General features: G+C 67.6%; 19 protein-coding genes. 11 read left to right on the top strand and 8 right to left on the bottom strand.

Features of this window, described 5'->3' with window-relative positions; genetic code table 11:
* Positions 1 to 6 precede the first annotated feature (6 nt).
* Entirely contained in the window at positions 7 to 2,955 is a 2,949-nt protein-coding gene (locus tag ASC81_RS25670; RefSeq protein WP_056274122.1) for a TonB-dependent receptor domain-containing protein, read from the bottom strand.
* 205 nt (positions 2,956 to 3,160) lie between these two features.
* Between ASC81_RS25670 and ASC81_RS25665 the strand changes: the two genes are divergently transcribed.
* Positions 3,161 to 4,207 (top strand): LacI family DNA-binding transcriptional regulator, encoded by a 1,047-nt coding sequence (locus tag ASC81_RS25665; RefSeq protein WP_056274119.1) that lies wholly within the window; start codon positions 3,161 to 3,163, stop codon positions 4,205 to 4,207.
* Here ASC81_RS25665 and ASC81_RS25660 read toward each other — a convergent pair.
* Genes ASC81_RS25660 through ASC81_RS25650 form a run of 3 tightly spaced genes read right to left on the bottom strand, consistent with a single transcriptional unit; the run spans position 4,199 to position 8,396 of the window.
* Positions 4,199 to 6,529 (bottom strand): GH36-type glycosyl hydrolase domain-containing protein, encoded by a 2,331-nt coding sequence (locus tag ASC81_RS25660; RefSeq protein ID WP_056274116.1) that lies wholly within the window; start codon positions 6,527 to 6,529, stop codon positions 4,199 to 4,201. The genes ASC81_RS25665 and ASC81_RS25660 overlap by 9 nt on opposite strands.
* Positions 6,530 to 6,534: 5 nt before the next feature.
* Complete coding sequence (locus ASC81_RS25655) at positions 6,535 to 7,890, bottom strand: MFS transporter (protein WP_082536833.1); 1,356 nt, start codon at positions 7,888 to 7,890, stop codon at positions 6,535 to 6,537.
* Positions 7,887 to 8,396 carry a gluconokinase gene (locus ASC81_RS25650; protein WP_056274111.1) on the bottom strand — a complete coding sequence of 170 codons (510 nt, stop codon included), beginning with the start codon at positions 8,394 to 8,396 and terminating at the stop codon, positions 7,887 to 7,889. The genes ASC81_RS25655 and ASC81_RS25650 overlap by 4 nt, the downstream gene beginning before the upstream one ends.
* Positions 8,397 to 8,741: 345 nt before the next feature.
* On the opposite strand from ASC81_RS25650, the gene purL reads away from it, so the two are divergent.
* Entirely contained in the window at positions 8,742 to 12,707 is a 3,966-nt protein-coding gene (purL, locus tag ASC81_RS25645) for a phosphoribosylformylglycinamidine synthase (protein WP_056274108.1), read from the top strand.
* Here the strand turns inward: purL and ASC81_RS25640 are convergent.
* Positions 12,704 to 13,378, bottom strand: a complete 675-nt coding sequence (locus ASC81_RS25640) for a glutathione S-transferase family protein (RefSeq protein ID WP_056274104.1) — start codon at positions 13,376 to 13,378, stop codon at positions 12,704 to 12,706. The genes purL and ASC81_RS25640 overlap by 4 nt on opposite strands.
* Before the next feature lie 62 nt (positions 13,379 to 13,440).
* Positions 13,441 to 14,763: an MFS transporter gene (locus ASC81_RS25635; protein ID WP_056274102.1), complete on the bottom strand. Its 1,323-nt coding sequence runs from the start codon at positions 14,761 to 14,763 to the stop codon at positions 13,441 to 13,443.
* Between the two features lie 120 nt (positions 14,764 to 14,883).
* Here ASC81_RS25635 and cyoA point away from each other — a divergent pair, with 120 nt between their 5' ends.
* The 8 genes from cyoA to ASC81_RS25600 are packed head-to-tail and all read left to right on the top strand — an operon-like array spanning position 14,884 to position 21,751.
* A complete protein-coding gene (gene cyoA, locus ASC81_RS25630; protein WP_056274100.1) occupies positions 14,884 to 15,960 on the top strand; it encodes a ubiquinol oxidase subunit II in 1,077 nt (358 codons plus the stop codon).
* Between the two features lie 10 nt (positions 15,961 to 15,970).
* Positions 15,971 to 17,986 (top strand): cytochrome o ubiquinol oxidase subunit I, encoded by a 2,016-nt coding sequence (gene cyoB, locus ASC81_RS25625; protein ID WP_056274099.1) that lies wholly within the window; start codon positions 15,971 to 15,973, stop codon positions 17,984 to 17,986.
* A gap of 15 nt (positions 17,987 to 18,001) precedes the next feature.
* Entirely contained in the window at positions 18,002 to 18,625 is a 624-nt protein-coding gene (gene cyoC / locus ASC81_RS25620) for a cytochrome o ubiquinol oxidase subunit III (protein WP_056274097.1), read from the top strand.
* A complete protein-coding gene (cyoD, locus tag ASC81_RS25615; protein WP_056274096.1) occupies positions 18,625 to 19,008 on the top strand; it encodes a cytochrome o ubiquinol oxidase subunit IV in 384 nt (127 codons plus the stop codon). The genes cyoC and cyoD overlap by 1 nt, the downstream gene beginning before the upstream one ends.
* 25 nt (positions 19,009 to 19,033) lie before the next feature.
* The gene (locus ASC81_RS28120) at positions 19,034 to 19,162 is read left to right on the top strand and encodes a hypothetical protein (RefSeq protein ID WP_255354462.1); all 129 of its coding nucleotides are present in this window, start codon (positions 19,034 to 19,036) and stop codon (positions 19,160 to 19,162) included.
* Between the two features lie 9 nt (positions 19,163 to 19,171).
* A complete protein-coding gene (locus ASC81_RS25610; protein WP_056274093.1) occupies positions 19,172 to 19,870 on the top strand; it encodes an SURF1 family protein in 699 nt (232 codons plus the stop codon).
* Positions 19,867 to 21,204: an ATP-binding protein gene (locus ASC81_RS25605; RefSeq protein WP_200946990.1), complete on the top strand. Its 1,338-nt coding sequence runs from the start codon at positions 19,867 to 19,869 to the stop codon at positions 21,202 to 21,204. The genes ASC81_RS25610 and ASC81_RS25605 overlap by 4 nt, the downstream gene beginning before the upstream one ends.
* Positions 21,188 to 21,751: a response regulator transcription factor gene (locus tag ASC81_RS25600; RefSeq protein ID WP_056274089.1), complete on the top strand. Its 564-nt coding sequence runs from the start codon at positions 21,188 to 21,190 to the stop codon at positions 21,749 to 21,751. The genes ASC81_RS25605 and ASC81_RS25600 overlap by 17 nt, the downstream gene beginning before the upstream one ends.
* On the opposite strand, the gene ASC81_RS25595 is transcribed toward ASC81_RS25600, so the two are convergent.
* Entirely contained in the window at positions 21,752 to 23,047 is a 1,296-nt protein-coding gene (locus ASC81_RS25595; protein ID WP_056274086.1) for an FAD-binding oxidoreductase, read from the bottom strand. It abuts the gene before it with no gap.
* 101 nt (positions 23,048 to 23,148) lie between these two features.
* On the opposite strand from ASC81_RS25595, the gene ASC81_RS25590 reads away from it, so the two are divergent.
* Positions 23,149 to 24,405 (top strand): amidohydrolase family protein, encoded by a 1,257-nt coding sequence (locus ASC81_RS25590; protein WP_056274083.1) that lies wholly within the window; start codon positions 23,149 to 23,151, stop codon positions 24,403 to 24,405.
* Here the strand turns inward: ASC81_RS25590 and ASC81_RS25585 are convergent.
* Entirely contained in the window at positions 24,395 to 25,387 is a 993-nt protein-coding gene (locus tag ASC81_RS25585) for an LLM class flavin-dependent oxidoreductase (protein WP_056274491.1), read from the bottom strand. The genes ASC81_RS25590 and ASC81_RS25585 overlap by 11 nt on opposite strands.
* Positions 25,388 to 25,418: the final 31 nt, after the last annotated feature.

Raw genomic sequence — 25,418 nt, 5'->3', positions numbered from 1 at the left:
CCGACCTCAGAACTGCATCCGCGCACCGACGCGGTACTGCCGCCCCAGGACGTCGTACAGGAAGGGGTTGATGCCATAGCCCGTGCCCGTCTGCGGTGCGGCGACCGGGTCGACGTCGGTGAGGTTGTCGACCTTGAAGTACACGCTCAGGTTCTTGTTGAGCTTGTACGAGCCGCCGATGTCCCAGTAGAAGGCGCCCTTCATCTGGTTGTTCAGGATGGTGGGGCGCGTGACGGTCGAGACCGGGCAAGTGGTCTGGCACTCGATGTACTCGTTGCTGTAGACGCCGTCGCTGATCCAGCGCTGCGACAGCGTCAAGCTCGCCGTGTCGTTCTCCCAGGATTGCGAGAACTGGCCCTTCCACTTCGGCGTGTTGCCCAGGTTCACGCCGGCTGCCTCGCTCGGGATGGTGCCGACGACGCCGGAGTTGGTCTTGAAAGTCCTGGTGTGCGTCGCCAGGCCGCGCAGCGTGACGCTGCCTGGCAGGCCCAGGCCGCCCAAGTTGAAGCGGTAGACGCCTTCAAGGTCGAAGCCTTTGTTGCGCATCGACGCGAGGTTGAAGGCCTGCAGCGTCACGTACTTGGTGGCGCTGACGAGGTCCATCGCCGCGCAGATCTCCTGGTTGCCGGCGTTGCACAGGTCGACCTCCTGCTGCGCGGTCAGCGAGGAGATGACGTCGTCGACCTTGATGTCGAAGTAGTCCACCGACGCGCTGAAGCCCGGCGCCCACTTGGGCTGCGCCAGCACGATGCCAAGCGTGGTGTTGCGGCCGATCTCCGGGCGCAGCTGCGTGTTGCCGATGGTGCGCTGCTGGACGGTCAGCGTCGTGCCCTGGTGGTTGACCGTGTTGTTGACGACCAGCGGCGCGGCGAACAGCTCGCTGAGGTTGGGCGCTCGCACGTCCTTGGACGTGACGGCGCGCAGGCGCAGGCCGTCGATGCCGGTCTTCCAGGTCGCGCCGAGCTTCCAGCTGTCGACGTTGCCGGAGGTGCTGTAGTCGGTCTGGCGGCCGGCAATGTTGAAGCTGGCTTCGCCCAGCGTGGCGGACTTGAACAGCGGCAGGTTGAGCTCGATGAAGGCTTCCTTGACGTGGTAGGCGCCCTTGGCGTTGTGGTAGTTGCCGGCGTACCAGTTGTTGCCGATGGCGGTGTTGAGCAGCGGGTCGGCCGGGTACTGGGGCGTGTTGGGCGTTTCGGGGAAGACGCCGTTGCCGTAGGGGTCGCCGATGACGTAGTACTGCTCGCGGCGCGCTTCGGCGCCGAAGGCCACGGCCACCGGGCCGGCCCACAGTGAGAACGGCTCACCGTTGATGTTGAAGGCAGCCACGGACTGGCGCTGGCGCGAATGCTGCTGCGGGCCGTTGGCAGGGGCGATGTAGGCCCAGGCCGCCGGGTCGATGGGCACATCGCCGATGACGTTCAGTGGCACGCAGCCCGACGCTGCGGCGGCCGGGTTGCGGCAGGTGATGCTGCCATTGGGCGCGCGGACGGCGTCGATGGCGGCGTTGTAGCGCGCGTTCAGCGTCATGTTGGCCACGCGGATGTCGATGGTGTTCTGCGCGTGGGCAGCGTAGGCGTCATAGGTCCACGGCTTGCCGAAGGCGTCGAACTTGCCGTTGGCGCCCACCACGCCACGCATCTGCGTGCGCACCGGGTTGACCTCGATGTCCTTGGGGAAGATCGCGTTGGCCACGCCGTACTGGAAGCTGGTGATGTTGTTGGCGGCGCAGGCCGCAACGATGGATGCCGGCAGGAAGGGGTTGCTGCACTGGATGGTCAGGTTGGCGTTCTTGGCCGCGCCGGGGTTGGGCGTGAAGAGCGAGTCGACCTTGCCGTAGTTCAGCGTGAAGAAGACCTCGTGGTCGTCGTTGAGTTCAAAGCTGCCGCGCGTGTAGGCCACCTGGCGCGTCATGTTCATGCCGAGCGTGGTGCCGCCGCCGACGGTGCCGCTGAGATCGCCGCCGATGCAGAAGGGCGTGATGCAGCCCGTGACGGCGCCGGTGCCTGTGGGCACGCCGTTAGAGCCGTACTGGAACTGGATCGGCACGCCGCCCGGGCCGAAGGCGGTTCCCTGCAGCGGGCCGTTGGTGATGAGGCCGTACTTGGCGTATTGGAACTGCTGGGCGTTTTCGATGGAGATGTACTGCGGTTTGCCGTCGTTGGTCTGGGCGATGGGCCGAACCTGGAAGGCCGGGTTCTTGAACCAGTCGCGACCATTGGCGCCAGCGCCGCCGAAGCGCGGGGAGGGCACACCCTTCTCGCGGCTGTACTCGGCGCTGGCCGTCAGGTGCGCGCGTCCACCCAGGAAGCCGCGGCCCCACGCGGCCTGCAGCGTGCCGTTCTTGTCGTCGCCGTAGTTGGTCTGGCCGCCCTCGACATTGGCCTTGAAACCAGTGAAGCGCGTGTCGGTGATGAAGTTGACGACGCCGCCGACGGCGTCGGAGCCATAGGACGCTGAGGCGCCGCCGGTCACCACATCGACCTGCTTGACCAGCAGCTGCGGGAACTGGCTCACATCCGTCACGCCGGTCACGTTGGCGCCGACGACACGCTGGCCGTCCAGCAGCGTCAGCGTGCGGATGGGGCCCAGGCCGCGCAGGCTCAGCGAGCTCAGGCCCTGGATGCCGCTGCTGGTGCTGTTGGTGCTGGTGGTGCGACCGGTGCTGCCCTGCAGCGCGGGCAGCTCGGCGATGGCGTTGAAGAGGTTGGGCTTGGCGGTCTTCTCCAGGTCGGCGGCGACCATGCGTGTCGTGGGCGTCGGCTGGGTAAAGCCGCGCGCCGCGATGCGCGACCCCGTCACGACGACGGGGCTCAGCAGGTTGGAGCCGCTGGTAGAAACCTCCGGCTGCGCTTCGGCAGCGGGTGCAGCGTCCTGGGCGTGGGCCGCCACGGCCAGGCTGGCGCAGGCGCCGAGGGCGGCAAGGTGGATCAGGGTTCGATGGCCGGGGGTACGCATGTTTTGTCTCCTGGTTTGCTCGTTCAGTACGGAATGGATAGCGCTATCCGGTGCAATCAAAAAAAATGGCGATGGCCGACCCGTCGTTGCGGTGCTGGCGCTGCCATGCCTTGTTCGAACTGCCGTAAAGCTGGGCGGCCCGCTTCGGGATTGCGCTATCCTAGGAGCGCGATGACCCCGTCGATATGGGGGATAACATCTAGCCATGCCCCCTCGCAAGCCTGTTTCAGCCACCCCCACTCGAAGCACGCGGGCCACCGGCCGGGTCACCTTGGCGGACGTTGCGGAGGCGGCGGGCGTCAGCCCCATCACCGTGTCGCGCGCCCTGCGCGGCGAGCGCGCAGTGGCCCAGGAGCTTTGCGAACGGGTGCAGGCTGCCGCAACCGCGCTTGGTTACGTGCCCGACCCGGCTGCCCGTGCCTTGGCATCCAGCCGCAGCTCACATGTCGCCGTGCTCATCCCCAAGCTTAGCAACACACTGTTCGTCGAGCTGCTGGACGCCGTGCAGAACAGCCTGGTGCCGGCCGGCTATCAGACGCTGATCGGCGTGACCCACTACGACGCGGGTGAAGAGGAGGCGGTGCTGCGCAGCTTCCTCGCCCACCGCCCGGCCGGGCTGATCGTCACGGGCCGCGACCGCAGCCCGGCGGCGGCGGCGCTGATCGAAGGCAGCGGTGTGCCCTGCGTCCACGTGATGGAGATCGCGACCGAGCCCGGCAGCTACAGCGTCGGCTTCTCGCAACGGCAAGCCGGCCGCGCCATCACCCAGCACCTGCTCGATTCAGGCCGCCGCCACATCGCCTACGTGGCCGCCCAGCTCGACCCACGCACGCTGGAGCGCGGCGAGGGTTACCAGGAGGCGTTGGCGCAGGCGGGCATGGCCGGGCAGGTGCGCAAGGTGCTGAGCGCCGAGCCCTCGTCCATGGCGCTGGGCGGCGCGATGCTGGAGCGGGTGCTGCGCGAGGCGCCGGAGACCGACGCCATCTTCTTCTGCAACGATGACCTGGCCCAGGGCGCCTTGCTGGCGTCGCTGCGCCTGGGGATTGCCGTGCCGGACCGTGTCGCCGTGGCGGGTTTCAACGACCTGCCAGGCAGCGACCAGATGGTGCCGCCGCTGACGACCGTCGCCACGCCGCGCCGCCAGATCGGCGAGCAGGCGGCGCAGATGCTGATGAAGCTGATGCGCGGCCAGCCGGTGGACGAGCCGAACCTGGACTTGGGTTTCCAGGTGGTGAAGCGGGCCTCAGCCTAACTCGACGTCGAGGCGGTACTCGCGGCCGGCTTCGATGCGCCGCACCAAACCGTCGGGCAGGGGCTGACCATCCAGCAACACGCGGTTCACGCCTGTGCGCCGCACCTGCAAGTGGAAACGCGCGCCGCGGAACTCGCGCTCGGCGCTGAGGCTGTCCCAGTCCGACGGCAGCTGCGGCTCGACCAGCAGCCCCTCGGCATGCCCGCGCAGCCCGCACAGGCCTTCGATGACGCAGCGGTAGGCCCAGGCTGCCGTGCCGGTGTTGAACAGCTGGCTGGACCGGCCGGCGGTGCGCGGGTACTGCTGGTGGGCGCCGCGGTAGTAGTTCGGGATGAACACCGGCAACTGGCCGCGCTGCAGCAGGTCGGCTTGGTCGGGCCCGGGGATCATGCGGCGCAGCGCCTGCCAGGCGCGGTCGGCCTCGCCGACGTCGTACAGCGCATGGATGTAGAAGCTGGCCGCATGGTTGTAGACGGCGCCGTTCTCGGCCGAGCCCGGATGCTTCTGCGTGACGCGGCCGACGTCGTCGCGCATGCCGGCGTAGGGCGGCGCAAACATGGCGGTGCCGTGCGGCGTGTCGAGCTGTTCGTCGATGGCGGCGAGCATCTTCACGCGCTGCTCCTCGCTCGCGGCGCCGCTGAGCATGGCCCAGGACTGTGGGTTGAGGTAGATGCGGCCCTCGGTGTCGCTGCTGACGCCGAAGACGACATCGTCGTCGGTGATGCCGCGGGCGAACCAGTCGCCGTCCCACAGATGGCGGTTGGCGGCGTCGTTCAGCTCTTGCGCGGCGGCGCGCCAGCGAACGGCCGCATCGGCGCGACCGGCATCGGCGCTGATGCCGGCCCACAGCGTCATCGCGTAGGCCGCCGCGACGGTCAGCCAGCCCGACACCCCACGGCCTTTGTAGCCGACCATGTTCATCGGGTCGCACCAGTCGCCCTGGGCGATGAAGCTCAGGCCGCGCGCGTCGCGGTCCTGCTGCAGCCACGCCATGGCGGCATCCAGCCGCTGGGCGACGGTCAGGTCGTTCACGGCGACCTCGAGCAGCGCGAAGTCGCCGGTCTCATCGAGGTAGGCCTGCAGGCACACCGGCAGCCACACGCAATGGTCGGTGTGCGGCACCTGGTTGATGTACTTCAGCTCGGCGCCCTCGATCAGCAGGATGCCGTCGGGCATGGCGCCGTTGGCCTCCTGCTGGCTCAAGGCATGCAGCAGCGCCGCGCGCGTGACGGCGGGCGCGATGTAGGCCATGCCGAGGTTGTCCTGCAGGTAGTTGCGCGTCTGCGGGTCGGTGCTGAGGCGGTTGACGTCACCGTGATAGAAGACCTGGCGCGGCAGCCAGTGGTTGACGAAGCGGTCGAAGTCGGCGTCCGGCGTGGTGATGCGCAGGCAGCCGCGGCCACTGTCGATGTAGTCGGCGTAGGCGGCGCGGGCGCGGGCGAAGCCGGCTTCGCTGAGGTAGGTCTCGCGCATGCCGGCGATCTCGGCGTCATCCAGCGCCGGGCCGAACAGGAATCGATAGGTCTGGCTTCCACCAGCCGCCAGCGCCAGCCGGTACTGCACGCTGGCGACAGGCGTCTCGTACCGGGCATCACCGCCGGCCAACCGCTCGGCTTGCAAGGCGCTCGGCCGGTGCAGGCCGCCTTCGCCCTCGAACGCGCTCTGGCTGGCCTCCCAGCCGTCGGGCGTGTGCTCGCAGAGGAAATAGGTCTTGTCCTTGAGGGCCTGATTCTTGAAGTAGTCGGCGACCTTTTGATAGGGCGTGACGCTGCTGGCCACGATGCCGCCGAGGTCGGCGCGGTACTCGGCCGACTGGTTCATCCACGACATGTAGCCGATGGGGAAATAGGGCACGACGCTGATGCGGCGCGGGCGGCCGGACACGTTGGTGACGCGCAGCTCCCACAGCTCGGCGACATCGTCGGTGGGCAGGCCCAACGTCATCTCCACGCGCAGGCCCAGGTGCTCCACCGTCCAGCTGAGGTCATGCCGGCCGACGACGAAGCTGAAGCTGTCGAGCGCCGCCCGCACCGGCTCGTAGGGCGCTGAAAACAGCTCGCCGGTGTCTTCGTCCTTCACGTAGACGAAGCGGCCGGGGTGATGGGCGTAATAGGCCTGCTCCGGCTGCATGAAGGTCTTGGCCTCCAGGTTGGGCGCATGCGCATACTTGGCCGGTTCGGGCTGCATGAACTGCGCGGTGGCGTAGCCGCGGCAGGTCACCTGGATCATCATGCGGCGGTTCCAGAGGAAGCCGCCGGCCTTGGGCAGGGCGGTAGGGCTGGTGAGCTCGCAGCGCTCGCCGCCATGGATGTGACGGAGCATGTTCGTCAGGCCGGTGAAATGGAAGACTTGCGCGCGGCCAGTTCGGCCTGGATGCGCGCCATGGTCGGGTTGTCGAGGGTGTAGAACATCATGAGGACCGCCGCGATCAGCGTGAAGGCCGCCGGGATCACCGACATCAGCCAGACGATGCCGGCCTGGGATTCGGCCGACTGCGCGACGTTGGGCACGTAGCCCAGCACCGAGAACAGCGCGCCAATGACGGCGACGGCGACCGCCGTGCCGAGCTTCTGCGCAAACGAGCTCGCCGCGAAGGTCATGGCCGTGGCCCGGCGGCCGTTGCGCCATTCATTGAAGTCGGCCGAGTCGGCCAGCATCGAGAAGTTCAGCGGCGACTTCGGCCCCAGCGCCAGGCCCAGCGCGATCTGCAGCGCATACATCAGCCAGATCTGGTCCGCGTCGACGAACAGGAAGGCGGCCGACAGCACGGTGGAGATGAGCATCAGCACGATCAACAGCTTGCGCTTGTCGATGAAGCGCGTCAGCAGTGGCGTGCAGGCCGTGCCCGCGGCGGCGGCCAGCAGATAGGCCGGCATGAAGGTGGCGAGCAGGTCGGGGCGATTGACCACGTACTTGAAGTAGTAGGCCGCGCTGGTCATGCGCAGCGTGATGCTGAGCATGATGATGAGCGCCAGGAAGAACAGCAGGATCCACGGCAGATTGGCGCGCAGGTCGGCCAGGTCCTGGCGCACGGTCGACGGCGCGGCCTGCACCGGCTGCACGCGCTCGGTCGTCGCGCTGAATGTGAAGGCGAAGATCAGCGCGGCGGCGATGCCCCAGAACACCATCGTCAGCGTCCAGCCCAGCGCCGGGTCGCCGGCGCCGAACCAGGCCACCAGTTTGGGCGACACGAACGTGACGATGGTCCCGCCTGCGAAGCCGGCAACGAAGCGCGATGCGTTGATCGCGTTGCGCTCCCGCGCGTCACCCGTGATCACACCGGACAGCGCGCTGTAGGGCAGGTTGACGCTGGTGTAGACCGTCATCAACAGCAGATAGGTCACATAGGCCCAGACCAGCTTGCCGGTGGGGCCGAAGTCGGGCGTGGAGTAGGTCAGCACGCCACACACGGCCAGCGGCAACGGCATGAACAGCAGGTAGGGGCGGAACTTGCCCCAGCGCGTCTGCGTGCGATCGGCAAAGGCGCCGATCATGGGGTCGGTGAAGGCGTTGAAGATCTTGACGACGAACAGCATCGTTGCGGCCGCGGCGGCCGTGATGCCGAACACGTCGGTATAGAAGATCAGCAGGAAGGTCGAGATGTTGGTCCAGTAGAAGTTGAACCCCATGTCGCCCAGGCCGTAGCCGACGATCTCGCGCTTGGTCAGCTTGGGTGTCTTCATGATGTGGCGCCCAGCCATTGGCAGACATCCGCCTGCAGTTCGTCCAGCGGCTTCAGCGCGTCCAGCCGCAGCACGCCGGGCTCACCGACGGGCGGCTCCAGCGTCTCGAACTGGCTGTCGATCAGGCTGGCAGCAAAGAAGTGCGCGCTGCGTGCCTGGACGCGCCGGCAGGCTTCGGCCTTGGCGATGTCCAGGAAAGCGAAACGCAGCCCGGGCGATGCGCGGCGGAGCTGGTCGCGGTAGCTGCGCTTGAGCGCCGAGCACGCCACCACCGCGCCGCTCGGGTGCTGCTTCAACTGCAGGCACAGGCTGGCCAGCCAGCTGGCGCGGTCGTCGTCGTTCAAGGGAACGCCTTGCGCCATCTTGAGGCGGCTGGACTCGCTGTGAAAGTGGTCGCCCTCGACCAGCGGCCGGGCCATGCGGTCCGCGACACAGGCGGCCAGTGTGGATTTGCCGCAGCCGGCAACGCCCATGACGATAAGGGATTCGGGCGCATGGAGGGTCATGGACGGGGAATGGACTCGGGCAGGAAGCAGTTCCAAGCAAGGGTTGGCCAGATGATCGCCAGCTGCTCGGACTCGATTGGATAGCGCTATCCTAATCGACCGATCTGCACCTCGTGCTCCGTAGTTCCCCGCAATGCGCCCAACTTCCCTCCCGTCTGCAGGGACTCTGACGCCTTGCTGGGTCGCCGTTCACCGGCTCGTGAAGACCGTGGCTCCGACGACTGCCGCCCAGCCCGACGAGCGGCCTCAGTAGAATCCCGGGCGCCCGCACGCCGTCCCTCGCCCCGGGACGGTGCCTCCAGAGAAACGCGTGCCCCGCGCCGCGCCCAGCTTCCCCGGATCCCCATGGCCCTGACCCCGCATCTGACCCATTTCGAGGGCGGCAACGCCCTTTCCGATTTCCGCGCCCAGGCCCTGCTGGCCCGGCTGCAAGAGGTCAGTGCCCGTGTCACCGGCATCAGCGCGCGCGCCGTGCACTGGGTGTGGACGGATGCGCCGCTGGACAGCGAAACCCGTGAGCGCTTTGCCGCGCTGCTGACCTATGGCGAGCCGGCCGCTGCTGGCGCCGAAGGTGATCTCGTCGTCGTCACGCCGCGCTTCGGCACGGTCAGCCCGTGGGCGTCCAAGGCCACCGACATCGCGCGCAACTGCGGCCTGGCGCTCAAGCGTGTCGAGCGCGTTGTCGAGTACCGCATCGCGACCAAGAGCGGTTTGCTCGGTGGCGCCAAGCCGCTGAACGCCGACGAGCTGAACGCCTGCGCCGCGCTGCTGCACGACCGCATGACCGAGTCGGTCTGCTTCAAGCGCGAGGCCACGACTCATCTCTTCGACGAGCGCACGGCTGAGCCGCTCGCGCATGTCGACGTGCTCGGCCAGGGCCGCGCGGCGCTGGAGAAGGCGAACGTCGAGTTCGGCCTGGCGCTGTCGGCCGACGAGATCCACTACCTCGACACCAACTTCAGGAAGCTCGGCCGCAACCCCAGCGACGTCGAGCTGATGATGTTCGCCCAAGCCAACAGCGAGCACTGTCGCCACAAGATCTTCAACGCGAGTTTCATCGTCGACGGCGAGGCGCAGCCGCTGAGCCTCTTCGGCATGATCCGCAACACCGAGAAGTTGAACCCGCAGCACACGGTCATCGCCTATTCGGACAACGCTGCGGTGATGGAAGGCCACGCCATCCAGCGCTGGATGGCCGCCGATGCGCCGGGCTCCGCCTACACGGCGCGCGCCGAGCAGGCCGAGGTGCTGATGAAGGTGGAAACGCACAACCACCCGACGGCCATCTCGCCCTTCCCAGGTGCGTCCACAGGCGCGGGCGGCGAGATCCGCGATGAAGGCGCAACCGGCCGCGGCTCCAAGCCCAAGGCGGGCCTGACCGGCTTCTCGGTCTCCAACCTGCACCTGCCGGGCCTGGCCGAGAGCTGGGAGCACAACCCGGTGGGCAAGCCGGCGCACATCGCGTCGGCGCTGCAGATCATGATCGAAGGCCCGCTCGGTGGTGCGGCCTTCAACAACGAGTTCGGCCGGCCGAACCTGGCGGGCTATTTCCGCGTCTTCGAGCAGACGGTGGACGGCATCCGCCGCGGCTATCACAAGCCCATCATGATTGCCGGCGGCCTGGGCCAGATCCGCGCCGACCTGACCAAGAAGATCGAATTCCCGGCCGGCAGTCTGCTGATCCAGCTGGGCGGCCCCGGCATGCGCATCGGCATGGGCGGCAGCGCGGCCAGTTCGATGGCGGCGGGCACGAACACGGCCGACCTGGACTTCGATTCCGTGCAGCGCGGTAACCCCGAGATCGAGCGGCGTGCGCAGGAGGTCATCAACCACTGCTGGGGCCTTGGGCAAGAGAACCCCGTGCTGGCCATCCACGACGTGGGCGCCGGCGGCATCTCGAATGCCTTCCCCGAGCTGGTGAACGACGCCGGCCGCGGCGCGCGCTTCGACCTGCGCAAGGTGCCGCTGGAGGAGTCCGGCCTGGCGCCCAAGGAAATCTGGTGCAACGAGAGCCAGGAGCGCTACGTGCTGGCCATCGCGCCCGGCAGCCTGGACCGCTTCGCGGCCATGTGCGCGCGCGAGCGCTGCCCGTTCGCGGTCGTCGGCGTCGTCACGGAAGAGCGTGACTTGAAGCTGGTGGATGGCAACACGGAAGTAACGGACCACCCCATCGACATGCCGATGGACGTGCTGCTGGGCAAACCGCCCAAGATGCAGCGCGATGTCAAGCGCGTGGCTCGCAGCGGCGGTGCGCTGGACCTGTCGGGCGTCAAGCTAGAGCAGGCGGCGTTGGACGTGCTGCGCCACCCGACTGTCGCCAGCAAGCGCTTCCTCGTCACCATCGGCGACCGCACCGTGGGTGGCCTGAATCACCGCGACCAGATGGTCGGCCCCTGGCAAGTGCCGGTGGCGGATTGCGCCGTCACGCTGGCCGACTTCAACGGCTTTGCCGGCGAGGCGATGAGCATGGGCGAGCGCACGCCGCTGGCGTCCGTCAACGCGCCGGCCTCGGGCCGCATGGCCGTGGCCGAGGCCATCACAAACCTGCTCGCGGCACCTATCGAGCTGCCGCGCGTGAAGCTCAGCGCCAACTGGATGGCGGCCTGCGGTGAAGCGGGCGAGGACGCGGCGCTGTTCGACACCGTCAAGGCCGTCGGCATGGAACTGTGCCCGGCGCTGGGCATTTCGATCCCGGTCGGCAAGGATTCCTTGTCGATGCGCACCAAGTGGGATGGCCAGCAGGTGACCGCGCCGGTGTCGCTGATCGTCACGGCGTTCGCCAGCGTGGGCGATGTGCGCGGCACCTTGACGCCCGAGCTGCAGCGCGAGGATTCGGCGCTCATCCTGATCGACCTGGGCCAAGGCAAGCACCGCATGGCGGGCTCCATCCTGGCGCAGACGCTGAACCAGTTCGGCAGCGATGTGCCCGACCTGGACGAGCCGCAACAACTGGTCGCGCTGGTCAACGCGATCAACGAGCTGCGTGCCGACGGCAAGCTGCTGGCCTATCACGACCGCAGCGACGGCGGCCTGTGGGCGGCGGCCTGCGAGATGGCCTTTGCCGGCCAGACTGGCCTGAGCCTGAACGTGGACATGCTGGTCACCGAAGGCGACGGCATCAGCGACAGCCGCGCCGACATGGGCGACTCCAAGAACTGGGCCGCCCAGGTCAGCGCCCGCCGCGAGGAGCTGACGCTGCGTGCCTTGTTCAGCGAGGAACTCGGCGCGCTGATCCAGGTGCGTGCGGCCGACCGAGACGCGGTCATGCAGGTGCTGCGTGCCCATGGCCTTTCCCGGCATTCCCATGTGGTCGCCAAGCCGAACACGCGGCGCCAGGTGGAAGTCTGGCGCGATGCCAAGAAGGTTTTCGGCGCGGAGCTGACCGCGCTTCAACAGACCTGGGACGAAGTGAGCTGGCGCATCGCGCAATTGCGCGACAACCCGGCCGGCGCAGATGCAGAACACGCCGCCGCCGGCAAGGCTGACGACCCGGGCCTGCATGTGCAGCTGACGTTCACACCAGAGGCACCGTTCGTCTCCACGGGCGCGAGACCGAAGGTCGCGATCCTGCGGGAGCAGGGCGTCAATTCACACATCGAGATGGCCTATGCGATGTCGCTCGGCGGCTTCGACAGCTTTGACGTGCACATGAGTGACCTGCAGTCGGGCGCGGTCAAGCTGGATGGCTTTGCGGCCTTCGTGGCTTGCGGCGGCTTCAGCTATGGCGACACCCTGGGCGCGGGCGAAGGCTGGGCGCGCAGCATCATGTTCAACCCGGTGCTGGCCGAGCAGTTCCGCGCTTTCTTTGCGCGGCAAGACACGCTGGCGCTGGGCGTCTGCAACGGCTGCCAGATGCTGGCCGCGCTGGCGCCCATCATCCCGGGCGCCGACGCCTGGCCGCGCTTCACGCGCAACCAGAGCGAGCAGTTCGAGGCGCGGCTGTCTTTGGTCGAGGTGCTGGCGTCCCCCAGCGTCTTTTTCCAGGGCATGGCGGGCAGCCGGCTGCCCATCGCAGTTGCCCATGGCGAGGGCTTCGCCAACTTCGCTCGCCAGGGCGATGCGGCCAAGGTCATCCCCGCGATGCGCTTTGTCGACAACCACGGCCAGGCCACCGAGGCCTACCCGTTCAACCCGAACGGCAGCCCGGGCGGCCTGACTTCGGTGACCACGCCGGACGGCCGCTTCACGGCGCTGATGCCGCATCCGGAGCGCGTCTTCCGCAACGTGCAGATGAGTTGGACTTCCGGCGACCGCGCGCAGCACAGCCCGTGGTTGCGGATGTTCCAGAACGCCCGTAAGGCGCTGGGCTAAGCCACCAGGAAGCGCGCCGGCAGTGCCTGCCGGTGCGGGTAGTACTGGAACCAGGGCTGCGCCTGCACGATGGCCTGCCAGACGGAGCCGCGCGCCAGCAGGCGCTCGAAGTAGGCGCTCAGCCGCGCCTGCCCCGCTGAAAACGGCCGGACGGTGCTCGCGTAGAACAGGGCCGGCGCTGCCGCGCAATCGGCCATGCTGAAGTCCCTGCCTGCCGCCCAGGCATGGTCGCCCATCCGGCTTTCGATCATGTCGTAGGCCATGCCGAGAGCGTCGACCGCAGCCGTCATCGTCTTGGCGTCCCGCTCTGCCTCCGGGCGCAGCAACTGGGCGATGTAGCGCTGCATCGGGTCCATGACATAGCAGTCGAACAGACGGTCCCACAGCCGCACCTGCAATTGGGCGTCAAAGTCCTCCGGCAACATGCGCAAGCGGCCGGGGTGGCGTCGGTCGAGATACTCGATCTGAACAGACGTCTCGGGCACGACCCGATCACCGTCCACCAGCAGCGGGATCTTGGCCGTGGGCCAAAGCGCCGCGTAGGCCGCGCGTTCTGCCGGGTCACCCAGGTTGACTTGCCTTGCCTCGTAAGGTGTGCCGTTCTCGGCCAGCGCGATCAGCAGCTTCCAGCAATGGGAAGACAGCGGGTGATAGTGCAGGGTCAGCGTCATGGTGGTTTCTCTGTCCAGCAAAGCAAAAGCGGGCCGAAGCCCGCTTTGCATCAAGGCAATCTTCAGTCCTGAACGACCGGCGCCGCCCGCAGCCGTTTGTTCACCCGCAGCGCCACCAGCGTGCAGACGACGCCCGACAGCAGGTAGACGCTGAGCGACACCAGGCCGAAACGCGACGACAGGTACAACGCCACGACCGGTGCAAAGGCCGCGCCCAGCAGCCAGGCCATGTCGGCGGTCAGCGCTGCGCCGGTGTAGCGGAAGTGGGGCAGGAAGTTGGAAGTGACCGAGCCCGCCGACTGGCCATAGGACAGGCCCAGCAGCACGAAGCCGATCAGGATGAAAGCCGCCTGGCCAGGCTTGCCGCCGCCCAGCATGAAGGGTGCGAACAGCGCGAAGACGCCGATGGCCATCGCCATCGCGCCGAGATAGCTGCGCCGGCCGATCTTGTCGGCGATCAGGCCCGACATCGGCATGGCGGCCGCCGCAAAGGCGGCGCCCAGCAGCTCCATCTTCATGAAATCGTCGATGCCCTGCGGGTCGGACAGCGCCACCCACGACAGCGGGAACACCGTCACCAGGTGGAAGAGGGCGTAGCTGGCCAGCGCCGCGAAGGCGCCGATGACGATGTGATGGCCCTGGGCCGGCAGCAGCGCGTGCAGGTGAGCCGGGTCCAGCTCGTGTTCCTCCATGCGCTTCTCGTACTCGTGCGTGACGACCAGGCGCAGCCGGGCGAACAGCGCGACGACGTTGATCGCGAAGGCCGTGAAGAAGGGGAAGCGCCAGCCCCAGGACAGGAAGTCCTTGCTGTCGAGGCTGCTGTAGACGTACAGGAACACGCCCGACGCGACGAAGAAGCCCAGCGGCGCGCCCAACTGGCCCAGCATGGCGTACCAGCCGCGGCGGTGCGGCGGCGCGTTCAGCGCCAGCAGCGACGGCAGGCCGTCCCAGGAGCCGCCCAGCGCCAGGCCCTGGCCGACGCGGCACAGCGCCAGCAGCACGATGGCCGTGCTGCCCGCTGCGGCGAAGCTGGGCAGCAGGCCCATGGCGACCGTGGAGCAGCCGAGCAGGAAGAGGGCGGCCGTCAGCTTCGCGGAGCGGCCGAAGCGGCGCTGGATTTCCATGCCGATCAGCGTGCCGACCGGGCGGACGAGGAATGCCAGCGCAAAGACCAGGAACGCGTAGAGCGTGCCGGTCAGCGGGTCGACGAAGGGAAAGAAGACCTGCGGGAAGACCAGCACCGAGGCGATGCCGAAGACGAAGAAGTCGAAGTATTCGGAAGCGCGGCCGATGATGACGCCGACGGCAATGTCGCCGGGTGCAAGATCCTCGTCGGTGCGCGTCGTCAGCGGGCCGGATTGGGGGGTCTGGAACGTACTGCTCATTGCCATTTCGGGCTTGTCTCCGTCTATGCCTTGGACAAAATGTCCAATCGTTGATTTACCTCAATCAACTTACATTCCATCGCTGTGGGCAAGATCGTTAACCCTTGCGCGCACCTCAGGATGTACCCCAACAAGTCTCTCCTCAACAGCGCCCTGGTCTTGTCAGCCAGCTTCGCTTTGTCCGGTTGCGATTGGATCGTGATGAAGCCGCATGGCGACATCGCGCAGCAGCAGGCCCAGCTGATTGTCACGTCGACGTTGCTGATGCTGCTCATCATCGTCCCGGTGATTGCCCTGACGCTGTTCTTCGCGTTCCGCTACCGCCAGTCCAACCCGGAGGCGACGTACGCGCCGGACTGGGACCATTCCACGCGCCTGGAACTCGTCATCTGGGGCGCGCCGCTGCTGATCATCATCGCGCTGGGCGCCATCACCTGGATCAGCACCCACAAGCTCGACCCCTTCCGCCCGCTGGATCGCATCGCCGAAGACAAGCCGCTGGTGCCGGGCGTCAAGCCGCTGGAGGTCTACGCCGTCTCCATGGACTGGAAGTGGCTGTTCATCTACCCCGAGCAGGGCATCGCCACCGTCAACGAGATGGCCGCGCCGGTGGACCGCCCCATCCACTTCCGCCTCACGTCGACCAACGTGATGAACACCTTCTACGTGCCCGCTCTGGCGGGAATGATTTACACGATGCCCGGCATGGAGACGCAGCTGCACGCCGTCATCAACAAGGCCGGCGTCTATGACGGCCTGTCCGCGCACTACAGCGGCGAGGGCTTCTCGGACATGCGCTTCAAGTTCCATGGCCTGTCGAATGAAGACTTCGCGCGCTGGGTCGAGTCCAGCAAGGCCGGCGGCGCCTCGCTGACGCGGGCCGACTACCTCAAGCTGGAACAGCCCAGCGCCAAGGAGCCGGTGCGCCGTTTCGCCAGTGTGGAGCCGGGCCTGTGGGGCGCCATCGTCGACCGCTGCGTCGACGGCAAGAAGATGTGCGTCAGCCAGATGATGGCCATCGACGCGGCCGGCGGCGCCGGCAAGGGCGGCCTGGCCAGCACGATGAAGAGCCCGTGGCGGGATGCCGATGGCGGCAAGCGCGATCGCATCGTCGTCGCGGCGCTGTGCACGCCCACCAACCCGCAGGGCCTGCCCATTGAGATCGCCGCCGTCAACGGCGTTGCGCTGAAGAACTGAGAGAAGCCGGATGACCGTCTACCCTGAAGAGCTCCACCCGGTCTTTGGCCGGCTTGGCCTGCATGCCCTGCCGATCCACGAGCCCATCCTCGTCGCGACCTTCATCACGGTCGTGCTAGGCGGCCTGTTCGTGTTTGCGCTGATCACCAAGTTCCGCCTCTGGGGCCATCTGTGGAACGACTGGATCACCAGCATCGACCACAAGAAGATCGGCATCATGTACATGCTGCTGGGCATCGTCATGCTGCTGCGCGGCTTTGCCGATGCGCTGATGATGCGCGCCCACCAGGCCATGGCCTTTGGCGAGAACGCCGGCTTCCTGCCGCCGCACCACTACGACCAGATCTTCACAGCGCACGGCGTCATCATGATCTTCTTCGTCGCGATGCCCTTCGTGACGGGCCTGATGAACTACGTCGTGCCGCTGCAGATCGGCGCACGCGACGTGGCCTTCCCCTTCCTGAACAACTTCAGTTTCTGGATGACGGCCGGCGGCGCCATCCTGGTCATGATCTCGCTATTCGTCGGCGAGTTCGCCAAGACCGGCTGGCTGGCCTTCCCGCCGCTGTCGGGCATTCTGGCCAGCCCCGACCCCGGGGTGGATTACTACCTGTGGTCACTGCAGATCGCGGGGGTGGGCACGACGCTGTCGGGCATCAACCTGATCGCCACCATCATCAAGATGCGCGCGCCCGGCATGACCATGATGAAGATGCCCGTCTTCACGTGGACGTCGCTGTGCACCAACGTGCTGATCGTTGCCAGCTTCCCGGTGCTGGCCGCCACGCTGACGCTGCTGACCGCCGACCGCTACCTCGGCACCAACTTCTTCACGAACGACCTCGGCGGCAACGCCATGCTCTACGTGAACCTGATCTGGATCTGGGGCCACCCGGAGGTCTACATCCTGATCCTGCCGATCTTCGGCATCTTCTCGGAGGTGGTGTCCACGTTCAGCCGCAAGAAGCTGTTCGGCTATGCATCCATGGTTTACGCCACGGTCGTCATCACCATCCTGTCCTACCTCGTCTGGCTGCACCACTTCTTCACGATGGGCTCGGGCGCCAGCGTGAACAGCTTCTTCGGCATCACGACGATGATCATCTCGATCCCGACGGGCGCCAAGATCTTCAACTGGCTGTTCACGATGTACCGCGGCCGCATCCAGTTCGAGGTGCCGATGCTGTGGACGGTGGGCTTCATGGTCACCTTCACCGTCGGCGGCATGACCGGCGTGCTGCTGGCCGTGCCGGCGGCCGACTTCGTGCTGCACAACAGCCTGTTCCTGATCGCCCACTTCCACAACGTCATCATCGGCGGCGTGGTGTTCGGCGTGTTCGCCGGCATCAACTACTGGTTCCCCAAGGCCTTCGGCTTCCGCCTGGACGCCTTCTGGGGCAAGGTCTCGTTCTGGTGCTGGTTCATCGGCTTCTGGGTCGCGTTCACGCCGCTGTACGTGCTGGGCCTGATGGGCGTCACGCGCCGTGTCAGCCACTTCGACGACCCGTCGCTGCAGATCTGGTTCGTCATCGCCGCCGTCGGCGCGGGCATCATCGCCGTCGGCATCGCCGCCTTCCTGGTGCAGATCGGCGTCAGCATCCTGCGCCGCAACCAGCTGCGCGACACCACGGGCGACATCTGGGGCGGCCGCACGCTGGAGTGGTCCACCTCGTCGCCGCCGCCTGACTACAACTTCGCCTTCACGCCCATCGCGCACGAGATGGACGCCTGGTACGACATGAAGCAGCGCGGCGCCGAGCGCCCGGTCAAGGGCTTCGTCGATATCCACATGCCGAGGAACACCGGCGCCGGCTTCATCATCTCCATGCTCGCCACGGCCATGGCCTTCGCGCTGATCTGGCACATGTACTGGATCGCCGCCGCGACTTTCGCCGCCACCGTCATCGCCGCCATCGTGCACACCTTCAACTACGACCGCGATTACCACATCAAGGCCGACGCAGTGGCCCTCGCCGAGGACGCACGCACCCGCGCCCTGGCCGCAGCTGCGCGTTCAGCCGCCTGATCGGAAGACGACAAGATGTCCACAACCGTTGCCACCCATCTGAACGGCGCACCGGTCTACTACGACCAGGCCGGCGCCCACCATCCGCCCAACAGCACCATGCTGGGCTTCTGGCTCTATCTGATGAGCGACTGCCTCATCTTCGCGGTGCTGTTCGCCGTCTACGCCGTGCTCGGCCGCAGCTATGCGGCGGGGCCCTCGGGCGCCGACCTGTTCGACCTGCAACTGGTGGCCATCAACACAGCCCTGCTGCTGTTCTCGTCCATCACCTATGGCTTCGCGATGATCGCGATGCAGGCGCGCCGCAAGTCGCATGTGCTGGCTTGGCTGGCCGTCACCGGCGTGCTCGGCCTGGGCTTCCTGGCCATCGAGATCTACGAGTTCCACCACCTCATCGCCCAGGGCGCCGGCCCACAGCGCAGCGCCTTCCTGTCCAGCTTCTTCACGCTGGTGGGCACGCACGGCCTGCACGTCACCTTCGGCTGCATCTGGCTGGTCACGCTGATGGTGCAGGTGCAAAAGCTCGGCCTCACGCCCGCCAATCGCCGGCGCCTGATGTGCCTGTCAATGTTCTGGCACTTTCTGGACGTCGTCTGGATCGGCGTCTTCACCTTCGTCTACCTGATGGGAGTGCTGTGATGGCGGCCAACCACGCGCATGATCACGACGACCACCTCGACGGTGAGGCTGACTTCCACGTCAGCTACAAGGGCTACGCCACCGGCTTCATCCTGTCGGTCATCCTGACCGCCATCCCGTTCTGGCTCGTCATGGCCAAGGTGCTGCCCAGCCCGCAGATGACCGGTTTCGTCATCCTCGGCTTCGCGGCCGTGCAGATGGTCGTGCACATGATCTATTTCCTGCACATGAACGCCAAGGTCGAGCAGGGCTGGTCCATGCTTGCGCTGCTGTTCACGGCGGCGCTGGTCGTCATCATGCTGGCCGGCTCGGTCTGGGTCATGTATCACATGAACACCAACATGATGCCGACGCCTGATCCCGCCGCGATGCGGAACATGTAGCCGTTGACTGAAAGGTATTCGGAAGATGGATTGGATCCCGGTCGTCCTCGTGACCTTCAAGGCTGTCGTGTTCTGCACTGGCATGTTTCTGGCCATCAAGTGGCATTACGACCAAGGGAAGAAAAAGAAGAACAACACCACCCGCGAGCCGTAGGCCGTTGACATGGCCCGAGCCGCGCGCATTGCGCTGATCGCCGCCTCCGTCCTCGCCAGCATCGGCTTCCTGGCGCTGGCGGCCTGGCAGTGGCAACGCCTGGGCTGGAAGCAGGATCTCATCGCCCGCGTCGAGCAGCGGCTGAAGGCTGAACCGCTGGAGCCGCCGCGGGTGGCGTCCAAGGACGACGAATACCGCCGCATCCGCTTGCGCGGCCAGTTCGAACGCAGCGAGGCCCTTGTACAGGCCAACACGGAACTCGGTGGCGGCTATTGGGTGTTCGCGCCGCTGCGGCTGAACGACGGCCGCGCCATCCTCATCAACCGTGGCTTCGTGCCGCCCGACCGCCGTGCGCCAGAGCAGCACGCCGCGCCTGACGGCCCCCTCGAGCTGACCGGCCTGCTGCGACTGACCGAGACCGGTGGCGGCCCCCTGCGCAAGAACGTGCCGGCGGAAGGACGCTGGTACTCGCGTGACGTGGCCGGCATCGCGGCCCAGCTCGGCGTGGCCGAGCGCGCCGCGCCCTTCTTCATCGACGAGGCCGCCGACCCCGCCCAGCCGCAGCGGTATCCGCGCCCAGGGCTGACGGTCGTCCGTTTCGCCAACAATCACGCCGTCTACGCCGCCACCTGGCTGGCGCTCGCGGTCATGGCGGCCGCTGCGTCCGGCTACCTCATCCGCGAGCAGCGTCGGCGATCCGAGCCTTGAGCACCCAACCGCTGACCACCGCAGAACCCGTCGCCATCGCGCCCGAGCGCCGTGCCGGCCGTGCCAACCTGCGCCAGCTCATCGAGCTGCGCTGGCTGGCCGTCGGCGGCCAGCTCGCCACGGTGCTGGTCGTGCATGTTGGTCTGGGCATCCTGCTGCCGTGGGCTGAGATGCTCACGCTGCTCGGCGTGCTCGTCGTCTTCAACCTGTTCAGCCAGTGGCGCAACCGGCTCGCCCAGCCGGTGTCGCAGATCGAGCTGTGCATCGCCCTGCTGGTCGACGTCGGCGTGCTGACCGGCCAACTCTATTTGGCCGGAGGCAGCGACAACCCTTTCATCTACCTCTATTTGCTGCAGGTCGCGGTCGCCTCGGTGCTGCTGCGGCCGAGCTATCTGCTGGTCATCGTGCTGAGCACGCTGAGCGGCTTCGTGCTGCTGACGCAGTGGCATCGCCCGCTGCTGCTCGACCCGTCCTCGCCGACGACGTTGTCGCCCAATTACCTCGGCGGCCTGCTGCTGTGCTTCCTGCTCAATGTCGGCCTGCTCAGCGTCTTCATCGTGCGCATCAACCGCAACTTGCGCCAGCGCGACGCCGAGCTGGCCGCCTTGCGCCAACGCGCCGCCGAGCAGGTGCACATCGTGCGCATGGGCCTGCTGGCCAGCGGCGCAGCGCACGAACTCGGCACGCCGCTGGCCACGCTCAGCGTCATCCTGGGAGACTGGGCCCACATGGCGCCCTTTGCCGGCGAGCCCGAGTTGCGCGAGGAGATCGAGGAGATGCAGCGCCAGATCCAGCGCTGCAAAGCCATCGTGACCGGCATCCTGATGTCGGCCGGCGAAATGCGTGGCGAGGCGCCGAGGGTCACCAACCTGCAGGCCTTTATCGACCGCCTGGCCGCCGACTGGCGCGCCTCACACCCGCAGGCCGAGCTGGCTTTGCAACGCGACGGCCTGCCCGCCTTCGAGATCATTTCGGACACCGCCTTGCAGCAGGTCATTGCCAACCTGCTCGACAACGCCGCCGAGGCCGCCCCGAGCGCAGGGCTGACGCTCGTCGCCACCTGTCCCGATGCCGACACCTTGTCCCTGAGCGTGCTCGACGGCGGCCCCGGCTTCAGCGCCGAGATGCTGGAGCGCTTCGGCAACCCCTACGAGAGCAGCAAGGGCCAGCCCGGTCGTGGCATGGGGCTGTTCCTGTCGGTCAACGTGGCGCGCACGCTGGGAGGCCGCCTGGAGGCCCGCAACCGGGCCGAGGGCGGCGCAGCCGTCACCCTGACGCTGCCGCTGGCTTCGCTGCTGCCACGACAATCCCCGCCCGATGCCGCCCGCCGCTGAAGAAGACCGATTCCTGCTGATCGTCGAGGACGACGACAGCTTTGCCCGCACGCTGACTCGCTCCTTCGAGCGCCGTGGCTGGCGGGTGGTGCGCGCCACCGGCCTGGACGACATGAAGGCCCTGCTCGATGCGCTGCCCGAGGATGAGGAAGTCGGCCATGCCGTCGTCGACCTCAAGCTCGCCGGCGGGGCTTCGGGCCTGAGCTGCGTGCAGTACCTGCACGGCTGGGACCCGGAGGTGCTCATCGTCGTGCTGACCGGCTATGCCAGCATCGCCACCGCCGTGGAAGCCATCAAGCTCGGCGCCTGCCACTACCTGGCCAAACCGGCCAACACCGATGACATCGAGGCCGCCTTCGCGCGCCGGCAGGGCGACGCCGAGGTCGAGGTGACCGAACGCCACACCGCGTCCATCAAGACGCTGGAATGGGAGCGCATCCACGAGGTGCTGGCCGAGACCGACTTCAACATCAGCGAGACCGCGCGCCGCCTCGGCATGCACCGGCGCACGCTGGCGCGCAAGCTTGAAAAGCAGCGCATCAAGTGATCAGCCGGGCAGCCTCTCCCTGAGCGCATCGCGCAGTTCGGCCCAGCTGTAGCTGGCCTGCGCCGCCAGCAGCCCCGCCTGGCCGAACACGGGCGTCAGCCCATAACGCTGCAATGCAGCGGGCAGGTCAATCCGGCCAGCAATGGCCTCGGCCAACCACTCGCCGGCCACCGTCGTCGGTGCCACGCCATGGCCGCCGAAGGCCTGTGCGAACCACAAACCCGGCGCCAGGCGGCCGACTTGCGGCATCTTGTGGCGGGCATAGCTCATCAGCCCGCCCCAGGCATGCTCGATGCGGACCGCAGCCAGCTGCGGAAAAACCTTGAGCATGTCTGCCTTCAACAGCTCGGCAATGCGGGCGGGCTCGCGCTGCTGGATGGAGATGCGGCCGCCCCACAGCAGCCGGTGGTCGGTCAACGCCCGGTAGTAGTCGAAGGCAAAACGGTTGTCGTACAGGGCGGCCGGTGTCTGGATGGGCCGCAGGCGCTCCGGCAGCGGCTCGGTCGCAATGACATAGGTCGCGATCGGCAGGCGGGCGCCGGTCAGGGCCGGCAGCAGCGCATCAAGATAGCCACCGCCCGCCACGACCACCTGCGCCGCGCGGATCGAGGCGCCTTGTGCCGTGCGCAACACGAAGCCGCCGGCATCACGCGAGTCGATGGCCGTCACCGGGCTGTGCTCGTGCACGCGGCCGCCGGCCTGCTCGATGACACCCGCCAGCCCTAGCGCGTACTTGAGCGGGTGGAAGTGAAAGGCGTCGCGCTCCAGCAGCGCACCGCCGTAGCGGTCTGTGTCCAGCCATCGGCGCACCTGCGCCGCTGAGATCTCGTCCCATGCCACGCCGAAGTGCTCGGCCAGCCAGCGCGCCTGTTCGCGCAGCCGGCGCTCGGCGCGGGTGCTGTGCTTGAACCAGTTGAGCAGCAGCGCGCCGCCTTCCACCTTGTCGCAGTCGATCACATGCGCGGCGACGCGCGAGCGGATCAGCGCGACGGCGTCGCGGCTGCGGGCGTAGAACTCGCGCGCCGGTTGCAGCCCCAGGTCGCTCACCAGGTCCGCCGCGTCGCGGCTGTAGCCACCGAAGACGAAACCGCCGTTGCGACCCGAGGCGCCATGGCCGATGGACTGCGCCTCCAGCACGGCGACGCTGGTGATGCCGCGTTCCTGCAGGCCCCGCGCCGTCGCCAGCCCGGCAAAGCCCCCACCCAGCACGGCGACTTCCACGTTGCCGCCGGTGCCGGCAAGCGGCGCAAAGCTCAGGCAGGGTGCCGTGGCGGCGTAATAGGTTTGCGGGTGCATGCGCTGGCGTGGGACACGGGTCGGCTGCGCGCAATGTAGCCCTCGGATGGCTTGCGCACGTTGCCTGCTTTGATACGCTGCCGCGCATGCAAAAAAGTCGCATGCCAATCGCCCGGATCTCCGCCGCCGCGCTGCTGTGTTGCAGCATGGCGATCTCGTCGTCCCAGGCGGCCGAAACTGCCGTCCGCGCGCTGCGCGGCGTGAAGGCCTATCCCGCGCCCGATGCGCCAGCCATTGACGACGCAGAGGTGCTGGTGCGGGACGGCCGCATTGTCAACATCGGCCCACGGGACCCCGCGCTGGCGGGCGTGCCGCCGCTGGCCCCGGGCTGCGACGGCGGGGTGCTGATGGCCGGTTTTCAGAACAGCCATGTGCACCTCAACGGTCCCGCCTTTGCCAACGCGAAGGCGGCCAAGGCCACGACGCTGGAGGGCGGCCTGACCGCGCTGTTGACGCGTTATGGCTTCACGACGGCCTTCGACATCGCGTCCGACCGCGACAACACCCTGGCCCTGCGGGCGCGCGTCAACCGCGGCGAGTTGAAGGGGCCGCGCCTGCTGACGGCGGGGCTGCCGCTATTTCCGCCGCAGGGGCTGCCGGTCTATCTGGACCACTTCGATCCCGCTTTCCTCGCCAAGCTGCCGCAGCCCGATTCGGTGTCCGCTGCGCTGGCGACGGTGAGGCAGAACCTGGATGCCGGCGCTGAAGCGACCAAGCTCTTCCTGGTGACGCCGCAGCGCAACGGCCCGCCCAAGCGCATGGCTGCAGACATCGCCCAGGCGGCCGTTGCCGAGACGCACCGCCGCGGCCACCTGGTGTTCGCTCACCCGACCGACCTCGACGGCGTGCGCGCGGCGCTGCGCGCGGGCGTGGACATCCTGGCGCACCCGCCGCTGGGCGTGCCGGGCCCGTGGCCCGCAGAGCTGATGGATGCGCTGCGCGCCGCCAACGTCCACATGGTGCCTACCTTGAAGCTGCTCAGGTACGAGCTGACCAAGGAAAAGGTGCCGGCGCCGCAGGCCGAGCCGGTGCTGCAGGACAGCGTGCGCGAGACGGGCCGCTTTGCCGCCGCGGGCGGCAAGCTGCTGTTCGGCACCGACGTCGACTACATGACCGACAGCGACCCGAGCGAGGAGTACGAGCTGCTGGCTCAGGCCGGCTTGGGCCCGATGCAGATCCTTGCGTCGCTGACGACGACGCCGGCCGAGCGCTGGAACGAGGCCGCGCGGCGCGGGCAGCTCAAGCCCGGCATGGAGGCGGACATCGTGGTGCTGGGCGGCGACCCGGCCCAGTTGGTCAGACAGTTCTCCAACGTGCAATGCACGCTGCGTGGCGGCCGGGTGATCTTCAGCCGCTGACCGTCAAAGCAGCCAGCAGCTCGTACGAGCGTCGCCGCAGCGCATGGTCATGCACCGCGCAGGCGACGATGAACTCATCCGCCTGGGTACGCTCCCGCGTCGCAGCCAGGCCGGCGCGCACGGTCTCGGGTGAGCCGACGATGGATTCGCTCTGCATGCGCTCCACCTGCAGGCGCTCGGCGGGCGACCACAGCGCGTCCATGCTCGGCACCGGCTCGGGCAGCTTGCCGCGCCGGCCGCGCACCATGCCGAGGAATCGCTGCTGCGCCGATGTGAACAGGAGCCGCGCCTCCTCATCGGTCGGCGCGACGATGACGTTGAGACCGACCATCGCATGCGGCTTGGCGTGGCGCTTGCTGGGCTTGTAGGTCGAGCGGTAGATCTGCAAGGCCTGCATCAGCATCTCTGGCGCGAAGTGCGAGGCGAAGGCGAAAGGCAGGCCAAGATAGGCGGCGAGCTGGGCGCTGTAGAGGCTGGAGCCCAGTAGCCAGATTGGCACTTCGGTGCCCTGGCCCGGCACCGCACGCACCACCGCGCTGTCTGCCTCCGGCGCGAGAAAGCTTTGCAGCTCAAGCACGTCGTTAGGAAAGCTGTCCTCGCCGCTGGTCTCCAGGCTGCGGCGCAGCGCGCGCATCGTCGGGCGGTCGGTGCCGGGCGCGCGGCCTAACCCCAAGTCGATGCGGCCCGGGAACAGTTCGGCCAGCGTGCCGAACTGCTCCGCAATCGTCAGCGGCGCATGGTTGGGCAGCATGATGCCGCCCGCGCCGACGCGGATGCGCTGGCTCACCGCGGCCAACTGGCCGATCAGCACGGCGGTGGCCGAGCTGGCCACGCCTTCCATGTTGTGGTGCTCGGCGACCCAGTAGCGCGTGTAGCCCAACCCATCGGCGAGCTTGACGAGGTCCAGGCTGTTCAGCAGCGCTTCACGGGTGGTGGCGCCTTCGACGACGGGCGCCAGGTCGAGGATGGAAAGCGGGGGCAGGGCAGACATGCCGGCATCTTGCCGGTGGCGA

Origin of the sequence: Pelomonas sp. Root405 (assembly GCF_001425165.1) — a bacterium.
Lineage (GTDB): Bacteria > Pseudomonadota > Gammaproteobacteria > Burkholderiales > Burkholderiaceae_C > Pelomonas.
This window is presented reverse-complemented; position numbering and strand designations above follow the sequence as displayed.

Coding starts and splice junctions, on each gene's coding strand:
- ASC81_RS25635 (WP_056274102.1), bottom strand. CDS start 14,763: ATGAGCAGTACGTTCCAGACCCCCCAATCCGGCCCGCTGACGACGCGC.
- cyoD (WP_056274096.1), top strand. CDS start 18,625: ATGGCGGCCAACCACGCGCATGATCACGACGACCACCTCGACGGTGAG.
- cyoA (WP_056274100.1), top strand. CDS start 14,884: ATGTACCCCAACAAGTCTCTCCTCAACAGCGCCCTGGTCTTGTCAGCC.
- ASC81_RS25610 (WP_056274093.1), top strand. CDS start 19,172: ATGGCCCGAGCCGCGCGCATTGCGCTGATCGCCGCCTCCGTCCTCGCC.
- ASC81_RS25655 (WP_082536833.1), bottom strand. CDS start 7,890: ATGAAGACACCCAAGCTGACCAAGCGCGAGATCGTCGGCTACGGCCTG.
- ASC81_RS25660 (WP_056274116.1), bottom strand. CDS start 6,529: ATGCTCCGTCACATCCATGGCGGCGAGCGCTGCGAGCTCACCAGCCCT.
- ASC81_RS25670 (WP_056274122.1), bottom strand. CDS start 2,955: ATGCGTACCCCCGGCCATCGAACCCTGATCCACCTTGCCGCCCTCGGC.
- ASC81_RS25600 (WP_056274089.1), top strand. CDS start 21,188: ATGCCGCCCGCCGCTGAAGAAGACCGATTCCTGCTGATCGTCGAGGAC.
- cyoC (WP_056274097.1), top strand. CDS start 18,002: ATGTCCACAACCGTTGCCACCCATCTGAACGGCGCACCGGTCTACTAC.
- ASC81_RS28120 (WP_255354462.1), top strand. CDS start 19,034: ATGGATTGGATCCCGGTCGTCCTCGTGACCTTCAAGGCTGTCGTGTTC.
- ASC81_RS25595 (WP_056274086.1), bottom strand. CDS start 23,047: ATGCACCCGCAAACCTATTACGCCGCCACGGCACCCTGCCTGAGCTTT.
- ASC81_RS25640 (WP_056274104.1), bottom strand. CDS start 13,378: ATGACGCTGACCCTGCACTATCACCCGCTGTCTTCCCATTGCTGGAAG.
- ASC81_RS25665 (WP_056274119.1), top strand. CDS start 3,161: ATGCCCCCTCGCAAGCCTGTTTCAGCCACCCCCACTCGAAGCACGCGG.
- cyoB (WP_056274099.1), top strand. CDS start 15,971: ATGACCGTCTACCCTGAAGAGCTCCACCCGGTCTTTGGCCGGCTTGGC.
- ASC81_RS25590 (WP_056274083.1), top strand. CDS start 23,149: ATGCCAATCGCCCGGATCTCCGCCGCCGCGCTGCTGTGTTGCAGCATG.
- purL (WP_056274108.1), top strand. CDS start 8,742: ATGGCCCTGACCCCGCATCTGACCCATTTCGAGGGCGGCAACGCCCTT.
- ASC81_RS25650 (WP_056274111.1), bottom strand. CDS start 8,396: ATGACCCTCCATGCGCCCGAATCCCTTATCGTCATGGGCGTTGCCGGC.